The organism is Ruegeria sp. AB5 (assembly GCF_056542645.1).
In genome coordinates, this window is sequence record NZ_JBQGAE010000006.1 from 173,670 (window position 1) to 194,868 (window position 21,199).

A 21,199-nucleotide genomic window follows, 5' to 3' on the forward strand; every position below is an offset into this window, starting at 1 on the left:
GCACCGGATCGCAATTTCTTTGATTGTGCAGGCGCATTTCGGCACAAAGACAGAAGGATTTCGGTTTGCGTATTGCGATGATCGGTACTGGCTATGTGGGTTTGGTGTCAGGCGTGTGTTTTTCGGATTTTGGCCACGACGTAATCTGCGTCGACAAGTCCGAGCAAAAAATCCAAATGCTGCAAACCGGCGATGTTCCGATCTATGAGCCTGGCCTTGATGTTTTGATGGCCAAGAACGTCGCGGCGGGACGGCTTAGCTTCACCACTGATCTGCAAAACGCCGTTGATGGTGCTGATGCTGTGTTCATTGCGGTGGGCACACCTACGCGCCGGGGCGACGGTCATGCGGATCTGACCTATGTGATGGCCGCTGCCGAAGAAATCGCCAACGCACTGACCGCCTATACAGTGATTGTCACCAAATCGACTGTGCCCGTTGGCACCAACCGACAGGTACAGCAGGTGATTTCAGCAGCCAATGCAGACGCAGAGTTCGACGTGGCCTCGAACCCTGAATTCCTGCGTGAAGGGGCGGCGATCGACGATTTCATGCGCCCGGACCGGGTTGTCGTCGGCGTCGAAAACGATCGGGCAGCCGAGGTCATGTCCGAGATCTATCGCCCGCTCTATTTGCGAGACTTCCCGATCCTGACCACCGATCTGGAAAGCGCCGAAATGATCAAGTATGCGGCCAACGCCTTTCTGGCGACCAAGATCACCTTCATCAATGAAATTGCAGGCCTGTGCGAGCGTGTGGGCGCCGACGTCAAGGAAGTGTCGCGCGGCATTGGTCTGGATGGACGCATAGGGAACAAGTTCCTGCACGCAGGACCCGGCTATGGAGGTTCGTGTTTTCCAAAGGACACGGCGGCACTGGCGCGGATCGGACAGGATCATGCCTATCCGATGCAGATCACTGAAACCGTTATTCGCGTAAACGACGAAGTGAAAAAGCGGATGATCGAAAAAATCCGCGAAGCATGCGGCGACAGCTTTAACGGCAAGACCGTAGCTGTGCTGGGCGTGACTTTCAAACCCAACACGGACGATATGCGAGATGCGCCTTCACTGACCATTGTCCCGGCCCTGATCGGTGGCGGTGCCAAGGTACGCGTGGTCGATCCCCAAGGCCGGTCCGAAGGCGAGGCGCTGCTTCCGGGGGTGGAATGGTGCGAAGACCCCTATGCGGCTGTTCGGGATGCCGATGCTGTTGTCTTGCTGACCGAATGGAACGAGTTTCGCGCGCTAAACCTGACGGACTTGGCCAGGGCAATGAAAACGCCCCACATGGTCGATCTGCGCAATATATACGGCGAAGGCCATGCTTTGAAATCCGGTTTTGTAACCTATGTCGGTGTCGGGCGCTGAGCGTTTCCGACACCCCAGACATCATTCAGACAGCCAGATTTTGCGACGACGTTCTCTGACCAGATCGTTGCCGTCGTCGGTACCGTCATGGAACGTGTTGAACCATTCGTCCCACGGCGTTTCCCAAGTTCCATAGTTGCAGTCGAAGAACCTGTGATGCAGCTGGTGGAAGAAATCTCCCACTTGGAACCTGGCTTTGGTACCCAGCTTCACATGTTCGAACCCGGCGTGAGATGTAGGTGCTCCGATCCCGTGATGGAACAGCAGAAAGATCGCGTGGATCGGGTGCGACGGCAGCAGGAAAAAGATCATCGTATCGAACATCAAAAAGAAGCTTTCGACCGGATGCATGGCCAGTCCGGACCACGGTCCGGTATTGATATTGCGATGATGCCACGCGTGGACTTTGGTGTAGAGCGGCCCGACATGGAGTAGCCGGTGCAGCCAGTAGAAATGGAAACCTGCCCAGATCGGGACAAAGATCACAACCGCAACGAACCAGACCGGATTGCTGTCGAAGGTGATCATCGCAATCCAGCCATTGGCATAAGAATACAGGATCAGGCATTCCCAGAAGGTCCAGAAGGTCAGCGCCGGGCCAAGGGTCCAGAACATGTTGTCCCAAACCTGATTCTTGAAGGTAAAAACCTTCGCGCCCTTCATCATCGGGCGCATATCGTAGCGGTATTCGTCCTGCTGCGTGCGGAATTTCCAAAGCGCCAGATGCAGACCACCGGCCACCACCATCAGAATGCAAAAATTTCGAAACCAGATCTCGGCCACCCAATCCCAGCTGAATGTCTCGATCCGCGCCAAAGATGGCGTCAGGAAATTCCAGGTGATGATGGCAAAGACCAAAAGCAAGGCCCGCAACGCCAGCGGGTTCCAGCTTTGCAACAGATAGCGCATAGCCGCCAAAGGCTTCATCGGCCAATCCCAGTAAGGAGAGGTTTGGATGGGCAGTTGCGGTGTATAGTTCCAGATTTTACGCTTTGAGCGCGGAGTTACGACCGGATCGGACATGGCGGGGCTCGTTCATTCTGTTCGCAACCACCACGCTACTGCGCAATCGTCCGGGCCCAGCACAGTTTGTCTTGCCGGTCAGGGTAAGTTTTGCTTAGCCTATCTTTATGGCGTCCCGCATCCCCTCTCTCAACTGGTTGCGCGTGTTCGAAGCAGCGGCGCGCACCGAGAGCTTTGCCAGGGCGTCAGCACAGTTGAACATGTCCCCGGCGGCTGTCAGCCAGCAGGTCAAGGCACTGGAAACCCGGCTGGGCACGCCTTTGTTTCATCGCCATGCCCATGCGGTTACACTGACCGAGGCCGGGCGCGCCTACCTTCCGTCAGTCCAGCAATCTCTGTTGATGCTGGAAACGGCAACTACCGGTCTGTTCGGCGAAACACGGGAACAGCGGCTTTATGTTCAATCCGTGCTGCTTTTTGCCCACGGAATTCTGGCCAAGGGTCTCCCTGATTTCCAGATTTTGCAGCCTCAGATCAACCTGTCTTTGGCCACCGGGAACATCGTCTCGGATTTTTCAAACCGCTTTGCCGATCTTCAGATTGTATTCGGCAACCCCGCCCTGTTCGGCACCGAAGGCGATGAATTGATCCGCGAGGTTCTGTACCCTGTCGCGCCGCCTCAGATATCCAAGCAGATCCAAACCCCACAAGATCTGTTCCAGTTCCCTTTGATCGAGGTCTCGACCCATCGCGCCAGTTGGCCGCATTGGTTTGAAAGCATGCGCCTGCCTGTCGGACCAGCCCGATTTTTCTTTGCGGATAACTCGATTATGGCGGCTGAGCTTTCGGCCAGCGGCACAGGCATTGCCCTTGCGCGCGCGCCCGCTTCTGACCGGATCATGGCCGTTTCAGGACTGGTGCCCTGTTTGCCGGATGCACAGGTCACCGGGCAGGAAGCCTACCATCTGATCTACCCTTCGCGCACGGGCCTAAGACCACCGGCGCGTGTATTTCGCGACTGGCTGCTGGATTACAGCGCCGCCGTCCAGACGCGGTAACGTCCCTGCCCCGTCACTTCCCGGATCAATCCCCGTCGCATGAAACGGTCAATATTGCGCTGCGCCGCCGCACGAGAGGCTTTGGAAAGATCCTCGGCAAGTGGGGCCGAGACCATGGGCCAAGCCCTTAGGATTTCGATCAGCAACGGCGGTGTCCGCCCGCTGAGATCCACGGTCGCGTCCCGAGCGCGGGCCTCCCACGCGTTGATGCGGTCCAGATGCAACAAAGCGGCAAGAGCGGCCTGACTCGCCCCTTGAATCCAGGCGGCAAGTTTTTCCTTTGGGTCTCCGACCCCGCGCAAGGCCCCCGGACCGGACAGGGCCAGCGGCATGAAGCCTGCGCCCCCTCGACCCATCGAGGCCGCGTGGCGCGCGGCAATGACGGCGGCCTCGGTATCCTGACCGGCCCCTTGCGATACAGCGCGCCAGGCATGAAAGGCGATCGCGGCCTGAGTGACCGGATGCAAGACCTCGGCGGCTCGCATCACATCGGCAAGATCGGCAATGGTTTCCGGAACCTCTTCGATCCCTTGCGCCACTCGATCCAGAAACGCGGTCAGGCCTGTTTCCCAGCCTCCGTGCGACGGCCCGACACCTGACGAAAGGCGGCGCACCGCCCAACCGGCCCGGAACAGGGCCTGTACATCGTCACTTGTTGCACCGATCCGCAAACCGGTCCACAAAGCCAGACGGTCGACACTGATCCGATCACCGGTCCACCAGCCAAGATCCGATACCTCCATCAGGGCCAGACGGTGGGTCCAGCCTTCGGGGCCAGCGCGCAACCGTTCGTCCAGCGCACCAAAAGTGACCGCAAGATCGGCCAGTTCCGCCGAAAGCTCGGATTGTGCTTGGCGCCACTCTTTCGGGTCAAACAACAGCCGGCGATCCGCCCGCGGGCCGAGGGTCAGGAAATCATCTTCCGGGACCTCATCATCGGGCGGCAGAAACCAAAGATCTTCATCCTCCGTAGGATCGGTGTCATAGATGCTGCGCGGCCCCAGCTCTGCGGCGTCATCATCTGGATCAGGTGTGACAGTCTTGGATTTCATCCCCCCATTTTCGACCAATTTCACCGGTCCACAAGGGGTTTTCGTTTGCGATACAGCCTAACACTGGTCGGCACTGGCAATTTTGGGCGTCCACTGGTTCTATACAGTCAGAATTCTTGAGTTTGGAGCCGCGTATGAACCCGACCGTCGAAATGTCGCTGGATGAGATTTTCGAACTGACACGATCCGTGTTGATGTCAAACGGCGCAGACACTGAAAACGCCGAAGCCGTGGCGGAAACCGTGACCCGGGCGGAACGCGACCGCGGCCTGTCACACGGTCTGTTCCGCGTGCCCGGCTATGTCACTGCCTTGAAAAGCGGCAAGGTTGATGGAACAGCGCGACCTGTTGTGTCGAACCGGACTCTGGCTGTGCTAAGTTGCGATGCCCAGAACGCCTTTGCACCCATGGCCCACAGGGCCTGCATCCCGCCGCTGATCGAAGCTGCCAAGACCTACGGGCTGGCTGGGGTCTCGATCCAGCGCAGCCATCACTTCGCAGCCCTCTGGCCTGAAATCGAAACACTGGCCGAGGCCGGGCTGGTCGGTGTAACCTGCGTCTCGTATCTGCCAGCGGTTGCCCCGCATGGGGGACGCAAGCCGATCTTCGGCACAAACCCGTTTGGATTTGCATGGCCCCGCCCCGGACAGGACCCGATCGTCATCGACATGGCCACCGCAGCAATGGCGATGGGAGAGGTTCAGATTGCGGCCCGCGAAGGCCATGAAGTCCCCTTGGGAACAGGTTTGTCGGCCGAAGGCGAACTGACCACGGACGCGGCAGCCATCGCCAATGGTGTCTTGCTGCCCTTTGGCGGACACAAGGGGTCGGCATTGTCACTGATGGTCGAACTTCTGGCTGGCCCTATGGTGGGCGAGACATTCTCGTATGAAACGCTCGAGCGCGACAATCGCGACGGCGGTCCGGCGCAAGGGGGCCAGTTTTTGCTGGCCTTGTCCCCCGAAGTTTTCTCGGCAACGGAATGGGCCGCACAAACCGAGCGCTTTATCGAACGATACTCTGTGATCGACGGCGCCCGTTTGCCCGGGGCTCGCCGCTTTGCCAGTCGGAAGGACGTCGGCCCCCGCACCGTGGACGAGAACCTTCTGACCAAGATCAAAGGTCTATTAGAGACATAGATCCCTGTCCGAGGCTTCACAGCTGTTGCACTCGAAGCCAAGATCAAAGCCGACCCCCTGCAGCTGGTTTCAGAGGATTGGCGACAGGCACAACCCGTATTATCGAATGCGACCGGACCAACCAATCGGAGACACAATGAAACTATTGCGATTTGGCCCAAAAGGGCACGAGAAACCAGGCCTCTTGGAAACCGATGGTACGGTACGCGATCTGTCTTCGGTCCTGACTGACATATCGGGTGAATCGCTATCCGACGCGGCATTGAAGAAGCTGTCCGCAACGGATTTGTCATCGCTGCCGGTTGTTGAGGTCGAACGCTACGGCCCCTGCGTCGGCAATGTCGGCAAATTCATCTGTATCGGCCTGAACTATTCCGACCACGCCGCAGAATCCGGCTTGCCCGTCCCCAGCGAACCGGTTGTCTTTTTCAAAGCCACCTCTGCCATCTGTGGTCCGAATGACACTGTTGAAATTCCCCGCACCTCGGCTGCAACCGATTGGGAGGTCGAGCTGGGCGTCGTGATCGGCAAGGACGCCAAGTATATCCGGAAAGAAGACGCTCTGGATCATGTGGCCGGGTACTGCGTGGTCAACGATCTGTCCGAGCGCGACTTTCAGTTCAAACGCGAGGGGCAGTGGGTCAAAGGCAAATCTTGTGACACGTTCGGCCCCATCGGTCCGTGGCTCGTGACCCGCGACGAGGTTCCGGACCCGCAAAACCTGGCGATGTACCTGGATCTCAACGGCACGCGAATGCAGAAGGGATCAACCGCGACAATGGTGTTCGATGTGGCGACAATCGTGTCGTACCTGTCGCAATTCATGAGCCTGCACCCTGGCGATGTCATCAGCACGGGCACACCTCCGGGCGTTGGAATGGGGCAAAAACCCACGCCGATTTATCTGAAGCCCGGCGATGTGATGGAGTTGGGCATAGAAGGATTGGGAACGCAAAGGCAGACAGCTGTTTCTTCGTAGGTCCGACACCGTTTGTCGAAACGGGGGCCCATGAGACCGGCTGGACCGGCCTCAAAACCTATCCCTGGCACCCGCCCATAGCCCATCGGCGCAGATTGACCTTGAGACCGCCGCCAAACGGATGTTGCTTGGCCACGTTTCCGGCCGCCGGACGTTGGACATAGGTCTGCGCCTGCTCACACAGGGCGTCCTGCGTCCACTGGTGGCAATTCGCGCAACTCTGATTCTTCCAAAGCTCATCAGGCAATCCGTCAATCGGCGGAAATTGGGGCGAGCCTGCAACCAATTCTTCAATCGTTTTACCCCGAACATGCGTGTTGCCGAATGTCAGGATGGATTGCATCGTGACTGCGGCACTTGCATCGATGCTGCCAGAGTTCTTCGTCTCCGGGGCAGTGGCGGTTGGCTCTGCCTTGCGGGTTACGGTCTCTTGTTCCAACTGCAATGCCGCAAGACGCTCGACCGCCTGATTGGAAAACGAACCGTTAGGGAAACTGTGCAGATAAACCTCATACGAATGAACTGAATCATCGGACTGTGCCAGTTCGAACATCAAACGATCGGCTTCAGTGACTTCGGCGACCTTTTCCTTGGGTTCAGGGGCAGGTACGGTTCCGAAGGATTCGGCCAAGAGAGTCTGCAACAGATCACTGGCCTTGTCCGCGTGAATGCTGTCGGGAAAGGCCCGCATGAACAGCATAAGCTGTACGGGATCGCGGCCATTCACCGCGTCCTGCCACTGTTCTTCCTCGCTTTTGAGCGGCTGAGCAATTTGAGTTTCCATCTTAGGCGCGAAGGCGAAATCCTGCGTCAGGGACGAGGTGTCCCACGGCGTCTGCAAACCGCGCGTTTCTCTCAACACGTCGACACGGACCTTTTTGAACAGCTGTTCGATTGCCATGCCGGGCGTGTCGATGTGGTTGGCCAGGCTCAGCGTGAACGGGCTGTTGCCGGTCTCTCCATCCAGCGCGACGCCGCCCGGATCAGTGGCATATGCCAGAAACGTACCGGTGGGGGCTTTCATTTCGGCCAGACCGTTGTCGTCCATATCGGCCAGATCCTCGAACGGATTGTTCCGGCAGGCATCCAGAATGACGATGTTCGTCTTGTTGTTGGCCGATGCCATTTGATGCAACACCGACCGCGCCTCGACCGCCATCAAATCCAGATCCGCCGGATCATCCAGCGAAACATCGATCGGCAGCAGGTAGTTCGAGCCAAAGGACTGCACCCCATGCCCCGCATAGTAGAACAGACCCACAGCCGTTTCGCCACCCAAGCGCAGATCGCGACCGAATTGCGCGATGGCACGCTTCATCTCGACCTGATGACTGTCTGACAGATGCCGGACATCGAATCCCATCTCGGTCAGCTTTTCAGCCATCAGCTTTGCGTCATTTACCGGATTGTCCAGCGCCGACACCGAACCATAAGCAGAATTGCCAACCACCAGCGCGATTCGCGGCTCGGCCCAGGCCTGCACGGCCCAGAACATCGCCATCATCGCAAACAGAGTTCTACAACTGCGCAGCACCTTTAGTCCTTTGTCTTTTTCAGCATCCGGGCCCGTGACCCGCCGGGCACCATCTGACCCGGAATTCCTTTATACTTCTTTTTTGGCTTTCTTATGGCCTTTGCCTGCAATATCCCGAAAATGGTATCAAGAATAGGAAGAGGTTCACACATGCCGCATTCAACCTTGATGCGAAACGTTCTTGCCATAGCAGGACTGATGTTTGCAAATATGGCGTGGGGTCAAAGCGTTGATCCGTTCGAACATGGCTGGAAACTGGATGCCGAGGCTTCCGAACTGCAATTCCTGTCGGTCAAAAAGAATTCGGTCGCCGAAAACAGCGGTTTTGCCACCCTTTCCGGTGTGATCACCCCGGAAGGAGGGGCTGATATCCGGGTTCAAATGGACAGCGTTGATACCAAGATCGATCTGCGCAACGTGCGCATGCGGTTTTTGTTCTTCGAGACCTTCAATTTCCCCGAAGCGGTGATCACCGCCCAATTGCCGCCCGATCAACTGTTCGATCTTCATCAGACGCGGCACAAGATCATCGATCTGCCCTACACGCTGACCCTGCATGGGGTGAAGAAAGACAGCGTTGCGCAGGTCGCCATCACTCTGGTTGACAATGACCGGGTCGCCGTCGCCAACACCACGCCGATTGCCATCGCCCTGCCTGATTTCAACCTCGAAGAAGGGCGCGGCAAGCTGGAAGAGGCAGCCGGTGTCGATATTCTGCCCTTTGGTTTTATCAGCTTTGGCTTTGTCTTTGACCGCGCCCAGCCGGGCACATTGCCACAGATTGAGGTTGCATCAGCAACCCCAGGGGCGGCGGCGCTGGAAACCAAGGGCAATCTGGACCGGGAAGCTTGCGAGGGGCGGATGGAGATTTTGTCACGCACTGGCAATATCTACTTCAACTCGGGCAGCGCCCGGTTGACGAATGACTCGATCCCGCTGCTGACCAATCTGCATGACATCGTGGATCGATGCCCGGATCTGAAGATTGAAATTGGTGGCCATACGGATAGTGACGGGTCAAACGAAGCCAACCGTGTCCTCAGCCAGCGTCGGGCACAGGCTGTCAACACCTATCTGGTCGATCAAGGCATCGCCCCCGAACGACTGGTAACCGTTGGCTATGGCGAAAGCCGGCCAGTGGTGTCGAACGACACGGTGGACGGCAAACGCCGCAACCGCCGGATCGAGTTTGTGCCGTTGAACTGAGAAGGGATCAGTTTTCGGCCAGAATGATCGGGTCGAAACCGCCGCTGCGCCATTGCCGCAGAGCCGAGATGAAATTCGGCCCCGGCACACCGTCGATGGTGCTGGTGTAATACCCGGCCTTTTGCAACAGCCTTTGCACTTCCATCAGCGTTTCGCGTGACCACTGGTCCGAGGCCAGTGACAACTGGTCAAGGATCGCTCCGTTGTCCTCGGCAGCCCCGCGCAACAGCATGCGGGCGGCCTCGGACGGATCGCGGGGAACGCCGCGCCCTTCGTCCAGCAGGATCGCAGAGGCCAGATAACCCTGATATTCGCCATCCCGGGCCGCTTTCTGGAAATAGCCCAGCGCCTGTGCGGGGACACCTGCAACGCCGTCCTGCGCCAGTACACCAAGGTTGAAGGTCGCCTTGGCCGACCCCCCATCGGCAGCGCTTTGCAAAAGGGAAATCGCCCGGGCTTCATCCTTGGGAACAATCTGACCTTCAAACAGTGTCACGGCGAGGTTGATCATCGCGTCAGCGCTGCCGCCCGCTGCGGCGCGTTCATACAGATCCAATGCGGCCGCCATGTCCTGTGGTACACCGGTGCCGCTTTCGTGCAGTTGCGCCAGCGACACCATCGCGCGCAGGTCACCCTCTGCCGCCGCCTGATTGTACAACGTCACCGCCCGATCCACATCTCCTGCCGCAATCGTCGCCCGCGCCAGCAGGGCGACATAGTGCGATAGCTCGGGCGATTGCGCCGCTGCCGCGCTGCAGGCTTGAATCGCGGTCAACGCGTTTTGCTGCAACCGATTGAACGGCACGCCGGGAATGCTGGCCGTACGATCCCTTGGGTGGGTCGCCAGACGCTCGCAGATACCGCCCGGGGTGCTGTCCTCGGGTCGCGGAATCGACACGATCAGACGCTGTGCCTGTGCGGCGTGCGTGCCGTCTGGATACTGCTCCAGATAAAACTCCAACAGGGGCCGCATGCGGCTGCGCTGCGCAAGTTTCCACAAGCGTTCGGCCTGCTCATCCTGATCTTCGACGGTCAAAGCTCGGGTTTGCGTACCGCTCTGCCCGGCCTCATCCAGAAAGGCGACAACTTCAGTTGCGTGCGCGCCTTGAGGGTAACGATCGATGTACAGCTGCATCAAAGACGCATCTTGCGCATTTGCCGCAACCTGCCACAGCAAAGTTTCTTCCGAGGCCGTCACCGGGCTGTTGTCAAAGCGGAACTGGCGCGTCAAGGACGAGTTGTCCCACGGTATCTGTCGTCCCCCGGTCGAGGCCAAAACGTCCTTGCGCACCGAGATCAGCAGGTCCGAGATATCCTGACCCGGCGTGTAGATATGGCTCAGCAATGCTTCGGTGAAAAAGCTGTTTCGCCCGGTCCCATCAAAGGCCACATTGTCCGGCTGGGTTGCGTAGGCAAACAGGAAATCCGCCGCACTGCCGATACGGGCCAGTCCTTCGCCGACACTGATGCCGCCATCTTCGAACGGGTTGTCACGGCAGGCGTCCAGAAACACCAACCGAATGCCATCGGACCGCTCCATCCGGGTGACGAATTCTTCCATCGCAACGGTTTGTTCCGGGATATCGGCGGCGCTGGTCAGTTTGGCATCAACCGGCACCAGATAGTTTCGCCCACCCACCTGAAACCCGTGACCTGCATAAAAGAGAAGCGAAACATCTGAATCCGCCGCAGTCGCCCCATAGGATTCTGCCAACGACAACATCTCATCCCGCGTCAGATCCGTCCCCAGGAACACATCGAAACCCAGACCTTCCAGAGCGATGGCCAGATCAGAGGCGTCGTTGATCGGATTGTCCAGAGCGCTCACGGATTCGTAGTCCGAGTTCCCGATGATCAGCGCAACACGCTTGTCGGCCAACGCGACACAGGCACTGAAAAAAAGCGCAAGCAAGGCCGCGCATAGACGGAACAGGAGCATGGGTGTACAGCCTCCGAAAGTTTACAGACCGATGGCTCGGGACAGACCGATCTCGGCCTGACCAACAGCGGCCACGATTGTTTCTACCTGCTGGTTCTGGATGCTGACAAGTTCCGGGTCGGTTGCTCGTATCAACGTGATGGCCTTGCGGATCTCGCGTTGCGCCTGACGGATCTGGCGGCGCGCTTCCTGCACCGCTTCGCGACGGATCGCGGTGCGTTCCTCGTCGGTTGTTGCCAGGGCAAGGCGACGGTTGGCATCCTCACCTGCCGCACGAATGCCAGCGCTTGCGCCGCGAATGATGTCGCCCACGGATTCCAGTCCGGGCGGCAACCCTTGGACGACCGCATCCAGATCCGAGGCATAGTCATCCATCGCCTCGGCGATACAGGACAGATAAGCGCTCACATCATTGCCCTGTTCCGCGCAGGAGGAAATGATCTGATCGAAATCCTGCGATGCGTTTTCGACCGTTCCCAGTGCAGCTTCGGCCTCTGTTGTGGTCGTTGTGGTTGTCCCACCACCACCGCCACCACCGCCCGTGATGGTTGTGTCCACCGTGGGCGTGATCTCGATCGTTGGCGTCGGTGGCACTGGAATGATGGTCGTGCCACTATCGCCGATGACGGCGATCCCCGGTACCGCGGAGACGGTATACGTCACATCAAACGTGCTGCCGAGTTGCGACGTATCCACAGTATAGGTGGTCACCCCCACTTCGGTGCTCTCGAATGTCAGGGTTTGAAAGATCGGCGACGTGTTAAGCACGTCACCCGAAGGTCCGAACAGATAGGCAGAAGGTCCGCCAAAGACCGAACCCGTCGCCGTCGCTGTTTCCGTCCCGCCCTCGGGCACTGCCAACTCATCCGGGACCGCAAAAACGACCGGCGAAGTCGAATAGTGCAGGGGGTTGGTGTTGCCCGTCCCCGGCGCCCAGGTTGTGCTGAAATTCCACCCTTGTGCCGAAGCAAGGTTGAAGAACCCGACCGTGTCCTGAAGCTCTGCCGTGGTGAGGCCCGTGCCTCCGGCGCTGGAGGCAAGGCCAGACGTATCGGTGTTCCAGAAGGACCCGGAGACCGACCCTGAATTGCCGCCAACCAGTCCGCCGATTGCCGGCGTATTGGGTCCGAAAAAGCTGACCGTGCCGGTCGAATAGCTGCGGGCAATCGTGCCGCCGTTGTTTGCGCCAACCAAGCCACCAAGGCTTGCCGCGTCTCCGGGTCCCGAGTTTTGATTGGTGCCCGAAACACTTCCGTTTGCATAAGAATCCAGGACATTGCCCCGGTTGTCACCCACCAGCCCGCCAACGGCATGATCCCCGGCCGTGGACCCACTGACTGTTCCCGAGCTGTGTGAGCGTCGTATGGTACCGTTGTTTTCGCCCACAAGGCCGCCCGCGACTGCAAAGTCTGCTTCGGTGGTGGAAACGCTCACGCTGGCTGACGAAAAGCTGTCACGAATAATACCATCGTTGAAGCCGACCAGGCCGCCCGCCTGTTCGTCAGTACTGTTGAAGCTGCCGGACACCGAGACACCCGAAATCGTGCCTCCGTTTGTCCCCGCCACAATGCCGCCCCCACCCGAGGTTACGCTTGCGCCGTCGATGCTCAGGTTCTGTACTGTGCCGTTGAGCGTATTGAACAAACCTCCAATACCGAACGTGGTGATGGACAGATTGTTCAGCGCAAAGCCGTTGCCGTCCAGCGTACCGCCAGAAAAGTCGATGGGTTCGAACCCACTCAGCGGCGCTGCGTTGATACTGTTTGCAAAAGCGTAGTTGTTTCCATTGCTAATACCTTGCAGGCCAAACACATCTGTCAGCAGGTATGGTGTCGCAGCGCCCCCAGTGCCCCCAATCGCGCGCGTGAATGTCGCCCCGGAATTGATGTCGAGGGTTCCCGCGGAAAAACTGGGCAATGTTGCGCTGACTTGAGACCATGCACCATTGGTCAAAGTAAATGTCCCAACATTGACCGCACCACCGGCCCCGGTGCCGATCGTCGTGGCGGCATTTAGCTCCAACTCGCCACTGGTCGCGGTGATTGCTGCGTTCAGCGTGATCGAATTGTTGGCAAGAAGCGTCAGCCGAGACCCGTTGGACCAGGTGATCGGGTCGTCGACAGTGATGGTTCCCACTTGCGAGTCGTCCCCGCCAAGATCGATTGGGTCTCCGTTCGGCTGCAGCGTTCCATTTCCAACGGTTGTGAGAACCACGTTGCCAAAGCCAAGGTTGGTTTGGATCGTGCCCGGAGTAATCGAACCGGGGCCAGTTGCCGTATTGGAAACGGTGATGTTTGTCGGGTCCAGGAGCAAAGTGCCGAACGCGCCAAACGGTGCTCGCGTATCTGAAACACCATCATAGTCGAGTGCCAGCTTGCCCGATACTTCGACAAAACCGCCATCCCCGGCCAAATCACCCCCACGGGCCGAGTTAAAGCCGGAGAACGAGGTATAGTCGTCAGACCAGACAATGATCAGACCGCCATTGCCCTGTTCGCCGCCATCCGCACTGATCGTGGTTGCTTCATCGACCAAGGTCGTACGAGCACGTTGCACGTCGCCCCCGCCTTGCAGATCACCGCCCACACGGATCTCGCCACCTTGCCCGTCGCCTGAACCATCGGCGCTGAGCGCCGCTCCGGCCAATGCAATGGCGTCCCCTGTGATGGTAATCGATCCACCAGTCTGGCCGCGCGCGACCGGGCGCGGAGAGGCTTCTACCAAAGTCGCCCGGGCCGAGGTATCGATCTGGCCCGTGACCAGCACAGCACCACCGCCACCGCCCAGCACAACGGCTCCGGAAACGCCACCGACCGAACGCGCCTCAATCACGCCGGACATATTGACCACCTGCCGCGCGGCATCACGGGCGCTGGCGGCTTTGAGGTGGACGATACCGCCATCAGCCTCGATCCGCCCGGAATTTGAAACCAAGGCGTCCATGACCGCATCGCCGCTGTCCGAAGGAACGGCGACTTGCAGGAACCCGTCACCGGATACATCCAGAGTCACCTGTTCACCCGCACCCAGACCTACTTTGCCCATCGGAACGCGGATCACACCGGAATTCGAAACCTTGCCGCCGATCAGGGCCGCATAGCCACCCGGCACGCTCTCGATCGTGCCCGCATTCTCGACCGGGGCCGACGCACCAGTGCCTTGATAGTGATAGCGGCCGTTCAGAAAGTCTTCGTCCGTGATGTTCAGCGTTGACGCGAGAAAGCCGCCCGTATTCACGTGGCCGTTCGGGCCTATGAAAATCCCGTTCGGATTGACCAGATGCACCTGACCGTTGGCGTTCAACTGACCATGAATCTGACTGGTCGTATTGCCGGTCACCCGGTTCAGGATCACACTCTGCGCACCCGGCTGATTGATGTTCACCGTAGACCCCGACCCGATTGAGAACCCGTTCCAGTTCACGATGGCCGCGTTTGAACCCTGTGTGATGTTCAATTGGCTGCCACTGGGCTGACCGATGGCCACATCCCCGGCAACCACAGACCCGCCGGTCGGCAAAGACTGCGCCAGTGCGGTCGTGCCCCAGAGCAGTGCCGAGGCGGACAGCAGGATTCGCCACCCTGCTCTGGCGGGCCCTGTTCCGTCAGAAACGACGATTGGCCACGATGCTGAATCGGTTTCCGTCTGCCCCCAGGTCATCACGTTCGCCTCTCCCATATTCCACTCGTACTGACCCGGACCTATAGGTCGAGTCCTCAATCGTAAAAACATCAAAGCCAAGACCATAGGCATAGGCCGTGGTCGTGCTCTGCTCAAAAATCGTTGGTTGCTCCAAGCCTAGCACACCGTAGGCCCCGAACACATATGGTTTGAAAATAATCGGGAAACCGGCCACCTGCGTCTGCTGCGACCGGCCAAGTTCGGCCCGGGCCACCCAACCATCATCCCCGCGCAGATCACCGGCATCAAAAGCCGACAACTCGCTGGAACTGGCGATGCTGAATTGTTCCGACGTGACCAGAGGGTCTCCAAAGCTGGTCTGCACGCGGCCGTTCACATTCACGGACCAATTGGCGTTCAACGGACGTTGATACTGCGCGGACAATACAAGCTTGGTAAACTCGGCACTAGCACCCTGCCGCGACAAAGGCGTGTCCGTCGGTCCGGCCGAGGCGCTGGCCCCAAACGCATCCAGGCCACGTGACAGAACCGCACCGGCGGTCAGAAACGCGCCGTTGTCATAGGTCCAACTGGCATCCACCGTTGCCCGCAGCACGCTCAGGTCGTCATCATAGACCGGCAATTCGAAGGATCCGACCAGAAGATCCTGCGAATCGCTGACACGATCCAGAATCAGCTGGGATGACAGGTTGTAGCGGCGGGTACGCACCCATGGATAATAAAGCCGCAGCGCAAAACGTTCGAACGTGCTGGTGTTTGGCACCAGATCAGAGTCCGGCTGCGCCTCGCTGAGGGTATACTCGGCATTGATGGTCAAACCGTCATAGCCAATCGGGAACACCGTACCCAACGCTGCGATCCGATATTGTGCATCGCTTGAGAAGAATCTGGTGGGAGACCCGCCGGCGCGAAAATAGAAGGTTTCGCCCATCTCCAGCGCGCCGTTGACTTCCAACCCAAGGCTCAGGTTCACCGGGCCCAGATCATCCGACAGCGTGTTGTCAAACCCGTAAGAACCGGTGAATTCCCTGAACTCGCCGTCAAGGGTCAGCACCGTTGCGCCGCGCGCATCCCCGGCAGACAACGTCGAGGCCAGACGCACGCCAAACGTATCCCCTGCCAAAAGCAGGGCGCGTTCGATCTGTTGCAGTTTGATGCCGCGTTTACCGATCAGGGGTTTGGTGATCATAACCACCCTGTCGCGCGCCTGCTGTGGTACTTTCTCGGCATCGATCCGTTCGATGAAACCGTCAATCACCACAATGCGCAGGGTGCCTCCGTCCCGCAGCGTCTGCTGAGGCAGGACTACGCGGCTCAATACGAAACCGGCATTGGTATAGGCACTTTCCAACTGATTGGTGGCTGCAAAAATCTCGGAAACGGCAACGCGTTTTCCGGTCAGCCGCTTAATGAAAGCCTCGTTTGCTGCCGACATATCGGGCAGAGCATCTTCGATCCGGACCTGCCCGACGGAGACAAACAGCCGATCGGCCCCTTCAGGCACAGCTGCGCCGGGATCGCGTGCAACGGTCACCGGGCCGGTACTGCGTTGATTCTGCGGCTGAAACGTGGATGGCGCAAGGTTCGACGCGCTTTGCGCCTGCGCTGCACCGGTGACGCTGGTCAGCGCAATCGTGGCACATGCAACGACTTTGAGACACGTTCGGACAAGTATCATATCACCGGGCAACCTTTGACCAAATCCGACTTTTCCGTTGGACTGATGAAAACGAAAAACAGCCCCACAGACGGGACCTTGGCAAGGTCGATCTAAACATTCCTAAGCCCCCTTTGGAATTGGAATAGTCTATCGCGCCTGCATCTTAGTCTGTCTGTGGCAGATTTCACAAAACAAAGGGGCAATACCGGACTGAGAGGGTCAGATCATTCCAGCTTCAAGCCATTCTTCGATCTTGTTGCGACTGACTTCGAAATGCATCGAGTCTTCCCGCCCCCAGGCAGCGCCCCAAACCCAACCTTCCTCACGGAAGAAATCTGCCAGAATAGTCAGGCCAAGCTGGGTTTTTCCATCGCCCAGCGTATCCAGAACCCCATCGATGTTCAGATCGACCGCCAACCCGTAAGCATGTGCCGAGGCAGAAGACGTTGCTCCGCGGATGCGGCGCACACAGAGCGATCCCGCAGTGTTGATCCGGGCGTAGAGGTCCGGGTCGGTGCGCTGGATGTTTTCGAACACGGTCCGGAGCGAATCAACCGCAGGTTTCAGCATCCGGACACGCACCGGGCCGACTTCTTCCAAAACCAGCAGCTGTTCGAGACGCGGGTTGGTCATCGACTGACACTCATCCGTCAATTCCTCGCGCGGCAAACCAAACGTGTCGCGCAGGAAAGACGAATTCGCAAGCTCGAGTTCTCTATTGACCTTGTTGCGGTTGGCGATCAGAACGACCTGCGCATAGGCATCTATGATCTCGTTCGGGGAAGAGCTGTCGAAACCGTAATTATCCGCAGCCGCATTGTCCTGAGGCAGCGCCACGGAACCGCTTTGGGCGCGTGAAACCTCGAGCGACAGGCGTTCGATCTGGTTTCGCATATCGTCCACCTGTTGATTGAGCATTTCGATCTCGATCCGCGCGCCCGAGTCGATGGCAGGGCCTTCGAAGTTTTCTTCGAGCGGAACGATCAACGGGAAGACATACCAGATGATCGGGGCGAGAATGATGGCCACCCCAAGAATTATCGCTGGAACGATGCGCATGTGTTCGATGTGTCCTGTATTCTGCCACCTTACCCGACAAACCTAAAAGCCGACCGGCAGGATGTCACGCGATTGCCCTAAAAATGTCGATCACATGTGTGACTTTCTTCATTGTCGGCTGTTGGGCAGGGGGGTAGTCTGCTGCTCAAACACGGAAAGGTTAGGGTTATGTCCGCATTAGCATCACTGAAATTTATCGGGGCCTCGGCATTTGCGGTCCTGTGTACGACACAGATCGCTCTGGCACAGTCCAGCGAACTGACAGCAGATGAAATCACCGACGCGTTCAACAAGCAAAAGACACGCGGTCTGGTCATCGTTCCGTCGAATTCGGGCGAAACAGCCGGGGCCGAGGCTGAAACCACTGTCGCCGCAGCACCAACCGAATATCAGCCGGTCGCCGCCGAAGAGCAGGTCAACATTCAGATCCGGTTCGATTTTGCTTCCGCGGCACTGCGCGAGGACGAAAAGCCAAAACTGTCTTCGTTGTGTCAGGCGATGAAGAACGTCGATGTGAACGTGTTCCAGATCATCGGCCACACAGACAGCGCCGGGTCAGCCGAGTACAATCAAAACCTGTCGCTGCTGCGCGCCAAAGAAGTCAAACGCTTCCTGGTTGGTGATTGCGGCATCTCGGAACAACGGCTTGAGGTACTGGGCGTAGGCGAGGCCGAACCTCTGAACAAGGACAATCCGCGCGCGGATGAAAATCGCCGCGTCGAATTCCAGGCCCTCGGCTGATTACCACACCACCACTCTAAAACAAAACCGAGGACAGCATGACGGACTCCCGCGCAGGCGACCTGTTTCAGCCGGGCGATCTGGTGAACAATACCTATCGGATCGAAGCGATACTTGGGCGGGGCGGTACTTCTGACGTCTATCGAGCCCGCTCCGAGATTTCGGGGCGGCTTGCCGCATTGAAGGTTCTGAAAGCAGAGTTTTCCAGCAATGACGACTATCTGGTTCTGCTGACGCGAGAAGAAGAAATCCGTGACATTCGTCACGACGCAGTTGTCCGCTATTCCGAGAATAACCGCACCGGCGACGGGCATGTCTACCTGGTGATGGACTATGTCGACGGGCCGGGCCTTGATCAAAAGCTCAAGGACGGGCCCATGTCGGCGGGCGATGTTCTGACCGTGTGCAAACGGGTGTGTGAAGGTCTTGAGGCCGCCCACGCCCGCAACATCGTTCATCGCGATCTGAGCCCCGACAACATAATCCTGCGCGATGGCGATCCGGCGCAGGCCGTAATCATTGATTTCGGCATTGCCAAGGACACCAATCCCGGTGCTGAAACCATTGTTGGCGGGGAATTTGCCGGAAAATATGCCTATGCCGCCCCCGAGCAACTTTCGGGCAAAACCGACCAACGCACCGATATCTATTCGTTGGGCGCGCTGTTGCTTGCAAATTTCCGGGGCCAAAAGGCAGATGCCGGGCGCAACCTGCTGGAAGTGGTCGAGAACAAGAAAGCGGCTCTGAACACCGATGCTGTGCCCGAGCCGCTGAAAACGATCCTCGACAAGATGACGGCGCCGAACCCGGATGACCGATATCAAAGCGCCAGCGACGTGCTACGGGCCTTGGCGGCGGCGCGAAACGGGTCCGCGGCACCTGTCTCAGACGATCTGGATGATGCCACGGTGATCGCACCACGCACGACCCCCGTTGCCTCCGCGCCTGCAGCCCCGGTTGGTCAACCGGAACCGAAGGCATCGCAACCTGCGTCAACCAAATCCGAGCCGGCCAAATCTTCACGCGGTGGGCTGGTGGCTGTTGTCGGGGTTCTTGCCGTTGCGGGCATCGGCGCTGGTGGCTATTTCGGCGGCGCGTTCGACAGCTTTCTTGGCCCAAAATACCCGCCGGTTTCACCTTATACACTGGTGGCCGACAGACGCGCGGGACAGCCCCCGCGCGCCGTTGGTTTTGTCCCCTCGGAAACCGTGCGCGACGCCATGACGGGCGAGATCACCTCGGAAGGCGGCGAGGTCGATCTGACCCTGGCGTCCGGCGACATCTCGGACACTTGGGGCACAGCGGTAACTGACGTCATCGACGCCGCCATGGGCCTGGATGAATGGCGGTTCGTGGTCGAGGGCAATGAGGCCAGGCTGACCGGGCAAACCACGGATCAAACCCTACATGCCGAGTTGGAACAACTCTATTCCGCAGGTCTGCCAGCCGGGTTGCAGGGCACGGCGGATATCGAGCTGGAATCGCTGTTCCTGTCCCCTGACGAGGTGCGACCGATCTTGTCTGGACTGGCCGATTGCGGCGCACTGAAACTGATCGACGCGCCCAGCACGGGCTATGGGCCTGAGACGCCGATTCAGGTCAGTGGCACGCTGGCGTCACGGGACAGTCTTGTGGGGCTGGACACCGCGCTCACCGCATTGGCGGGATCGCGACCCATAGACCTGGATCAGGTCATTCTGCTGAACCCAACGCTGTGCCTGATCGAGAACTTTCTGCCTACGGCACCAACCAGCGACATCTCGATTGAGTTCTTCAACGGGGAACAGAACAATTCGCCAAATCCAGGTGGCGAATTCCTTGTCGGGCAAAACCCTGTGATTGATGTGGACCTCCCGGATGACATTCAGGACGGATACCTGTCTGTTTCCGTGTTGGATGTTTCAGGCAACGTGTTCCACCTGCTTCCCAATGTCACCCGTCAGGACAACGATATTGCAGCGCTGCGGAACGGCGAAACAGGACCGATTTCCATACGTGTGGCCTATTCGATTGATGAAAGTCAGGACAATGGCGGCATCGCGTTTCAGGTCGATGACAGCACCTTGGGCAAAAGCAAAGTGATCGTTCTGCATACAGACAACCCGTTATTCAGCACGATTCGCCCCACGGCCGAGTCCGCTGCGGGTTATGCCGAAGCGCTGCGCGAACAGGACCGCAATGTCGAAACGCAGATCCTGTCTCTGGACAGTCGCATTTTGACGACGCTGGAGCAGTAGGACGGAACGATGCCCTGCTTTTTCAAGTCCAATGCGGCCACGATGCAGGCAAAGGCCACCAATTCTGCCTTGCCCGCCGTTCTGCCCGGTGATGGTGGCGGCGCGATCTCGATGATGACGCAACTGGCCGCGCTGGCAACCGTTCCAGTGCCCGATCTGCCGATTTCACTGGATGAGTTGCAGGCCATGGCCAATCAGCTTGAAGGCCTTACGACGATCCAGGACGCTCTTGGTCCCGACGTGCCGACCCCAGGTGGGGCCGCCCGTGTCAATGCAAGGCTCAGCTGCGTGGCGCAATAGAACGTCCCCGTTCCGCTTGAGGCGCAAGCCCTGCAAATGCAACTGGACGCGTTGCCCAAGATCGGCGACATCACCCAAGGTGCACAGACCGCACTAAGCGGCGCAACGAACCTTGCCATGTCCATGAACGCTCAGGTTCCGCCTGTTCCTATCCTGCCCACGCTGCAATCGCTGTCGAAGCTTGGGAAGTCCCTGCCCGGACTGCCACTTTGGCCCTGCAACGTCTGCAATTTCGATATTGGGTCGATCAAGGACGGATTGGCAGGCATGCAACGACCGCCCGCACCGCCGGTTCGGACGCTGTCGTCCGTTTTTTGAGT

The 21,199-nt window shown here is 58.6% G+C and carries 16 protein-coding genes; 9 read left to right on the forward strand and 7 right to left on the reverse strand.

Annotation, left to right across the window (positions count from 1 at the left end):
- Positions 1-65: 65 nt before the first annotated feature.
- Positions 66-1,370: a UDP-glucose dehydrogenase family protein gene (locus ACR0L4_RS12930; RefSeq protein ID WP_480513463.1), complete on the forward strand. Its 1,305-nt coding sequence runs from the start codon at positions 66-68 to the stop codon at positions 1,368-1,370.
- A gap of 21 nt (positions 1,371-1,391) precedes the next feature.
- On the opposite strand, the gene ACR0L4_RS12935 is transcribed toward ACR0L4_RS12930, so the two are convergent.
- Positions 1,392-2,393 (reverse strand): sterol desaturase family protein, encoded by a 1,002-nt coding sequence (locus ACR0L4_RS12935; protein ID WP_480513465.1) that lies wholly within the window; start codon positions 2,391-2,393, stop codon positions 1,392-1,394.
- A gap of 107 nt (positions 2,394-2,500) precedes the next feature.
- Between ACR0L4_RS12935 and ACR0L4_RS12940 the strand changes: the two genes are divergently transcribed.
- Positions 2,501-3,391: a LysR family transcriptional regulator gene (locus ACR0L4_RS12940; RefSeq protein ID WP_480513467.1), complete on the forward strand. Its 891-nt coding sequence runs from the start codon at positions 2,501-2,503 to the stop codon at positions 3,389-3,391.
- Here ACR0L4_RS12940 and ACR0L4_RS12945 read toward each other — a convergent pair.
- The gene (locus ACR0L4_RS12945; RefSeq protein ID WP_480513469.1) at positions 3,364-4,443 is read right to left on the reverse strand and encodes a helix-turn-helix domain-containing protein; all 1,080 of its coding nucleotides are present in this window, start codon (positions 4,441-4,443) and stop codon (positions 3,364-3,366) included. The two genes, ACR0L4_RS12940 and ACR0L4_RS12945, sit on opposite strands and share 28 nt — an antisense overlap.
- A 134-nt stretch (positions 4,444-4,577) precedes the next feature.
- On the opposite strand from ACR0L4_RS12945, the gene ACR0L4_RS12950 reads away from it, so the two are divergent.
- Both ACR0L4_RS12950 and ACR0L4_RS12955 read left to right on the forward strand, forming a co-directional pair.
- On the forward strand, positions 4,578-5,582 hold the full coding sequence (locus ACR0L4_RS12950) for an Ldh family oxidoreductase (RefSeq protein ID WP_170749670.1): 1,005 nt from the start codon (positions 4,578-4,580) through the stop codon (positions 5,580-5,582).
- Positions 5,583-5,718: 136 nt separating this feature from the next.
- Positions 5,719-6,561, forward strand: coding sequence for a fumarylacetoacetate hydrolase family protein (locus tag ACR0L4_RS12955; RefSeq protein ID WP_480513471.1), 843 nt, complete (start codon positions 5,719-5,721; stop codon positions 6,559-6,561).
- Positions 6,562-6,619: 58 nt separating this feature from the next.
- Here the strand turns inward: ACR0L4_RS12955 and ACR0L4_RS12960 are convergent, their stop codons facing one another.
- Positions 6,620-8,095, reverse strand: a complete 1,476-nt coding sequence (locus tag ACR0L4_RS12960; RefSeq protein ID WP_480513473.1) for a caspase family protein — start codon at positions 8,093-8,095, stop codon at positions 6,620-6,622.
- Positions 8,096-8,245: 150 nt separating this feature from the next.
- Between ACR0L4_RS12960 and ACR0L4_RS12965 the strand changes: the two genes are divergently transcribed.
- On the forward strand, positions 8,246-9,301 hold the full coding sequence (locus ACR0L4_RS12965) for an OmpA family protein (protein WP_170749673.1): 1,056 nt from the start codon (positions 8,246-8,248) through the stop codon (positions 9,299-9,301).
- Between the two features lie 7 nt (positions 9,302-9,308).
- Here ACR0L4_RS12965 and ACR0L4_RS12970 read toward each other — a convergent pair whose 3' ends face one another.
- The 4 genes from ACR0L4_RS12970 to ACR0L4_RS12985 form a co-directional block, all read right to left on the reverse strand.
- The gene (locus tag ACR0L4_RS12970; RefSeq protein ID WP_480513475.1) at positions 9,309-11,240 is read right to left on the reverse strand and encodes a caspase family protein; all 1,932 of its coding nucleotides are present in this window, start codon (positions 11,238-11,240) and stop codon (positions 9,309-9,311) included.
- 21 nt (positions 11,241-11,261) lie between these two features.
- On the reverse strand, positions 11,262-14,918 hold the full coding sequence (locus ACR0L4_RS12975; RefSeq protein WP_480513477.1) for a two-partner secretion domain-containing protein: 3,657 nt from the start codon (positions 14,916-14,918) through the stop codon (positions 11,262-11,264).
- Positions 14,845-16,560 carry a ShlB/FhaC/HecB family hemolysin secretion/activation protein gene (locus tag ACR0L4_RS12980; RefSeq protein WP_480513479.1) on the reverse strand — a complete coding sequence of 572 codons (1,716 nt, stop codon included), beginning with the start codon at positions 16,558-16,560 and terminating at the stop codon, positions 14,845-14,847. The genes ACR0L4_RS12975 and ACR0L4_RS12980 overlap by 74 nt, the downstream gene beginning before the upstream one ends.
- A gap of 201 nt (positions 16,561-16,761) precedes the next feature.
- Positions 16,762-17,601: a M15 family metallopeptidase gene (locus tag ACR0L4_RS12985; RefSeq protein WP_480513481.1), complete on the reverse strand. Its 840-nt coding sequence runs from the start codon at positions 17,599-17,601 to the stop codon at positions 16,762-16,764.
- A gap of 168 nt (positions 17,602-17,769) precedes the next feature.
- Here ACR0L4_RS12985 and ACR0L4_RS12990 point away from each other — a divergent pair, with 168 nt between their 5' ends.
- Genes ACR0L4_RS12990 through ACR0L4_RS13005 form a run of 4 tightly spaced genes read left to right on the forward strand, consistent with a single transcriptional unit; the run spans position 17,770 to position 21,197 of the window.
- Positions 17,770-18,342 carry an OmpA family protein gene (locus tag ACR0L4_RS12990; RefSeq protein WP_170749678.1) on the forward strand — a complete coding sequence of 191 codons (573 nt, stop codon included), beginning with the start codon at positions 17,770-17,772 and terminating at the stop codon, positions 18,340-18,342.
- Between the two features lie 38 nt (positions 18,343-18,380).
- Positions 18,381-20,579 carry a protein kinase domain-containing protein gene (locus ACR0L4_RS12995; protein ID WP_480513483.1) on the forward strand — a complete coding sequence of 733 codons (2,199 nt, stop codon included), beginning with the start codon at positions 18,381-18,383 and terminating at the stop codon, positions 20,577-20,579.
- Between the two features lie 9 nt (positions 20,580-20,588).
- Positions 20,589-20,879, forward strand: a complete 291-nt coding sequence (locus ACR0L4_RS13000) for a hypothetical protein (protein ID WP_480513485.1) — start codon at positions 20,589-20,591, stop codon at positions 20,877-20,879.
- A gap of 36 nt (positions 20,880-20,915) precedes the next feature.
- Complete coding sequence (locus tag ACR0L4_RS13005) at positions 20,916-21,197, forward strand: hypothetical protein (protein WP_480513487.1); 282 nt, start codon at positions 20,916-20,918, stop codon at positions 21,195-21,197.
- The last annotated feature ends 2 nt before the right edge of the window (positions 21,198-21,199 follow it).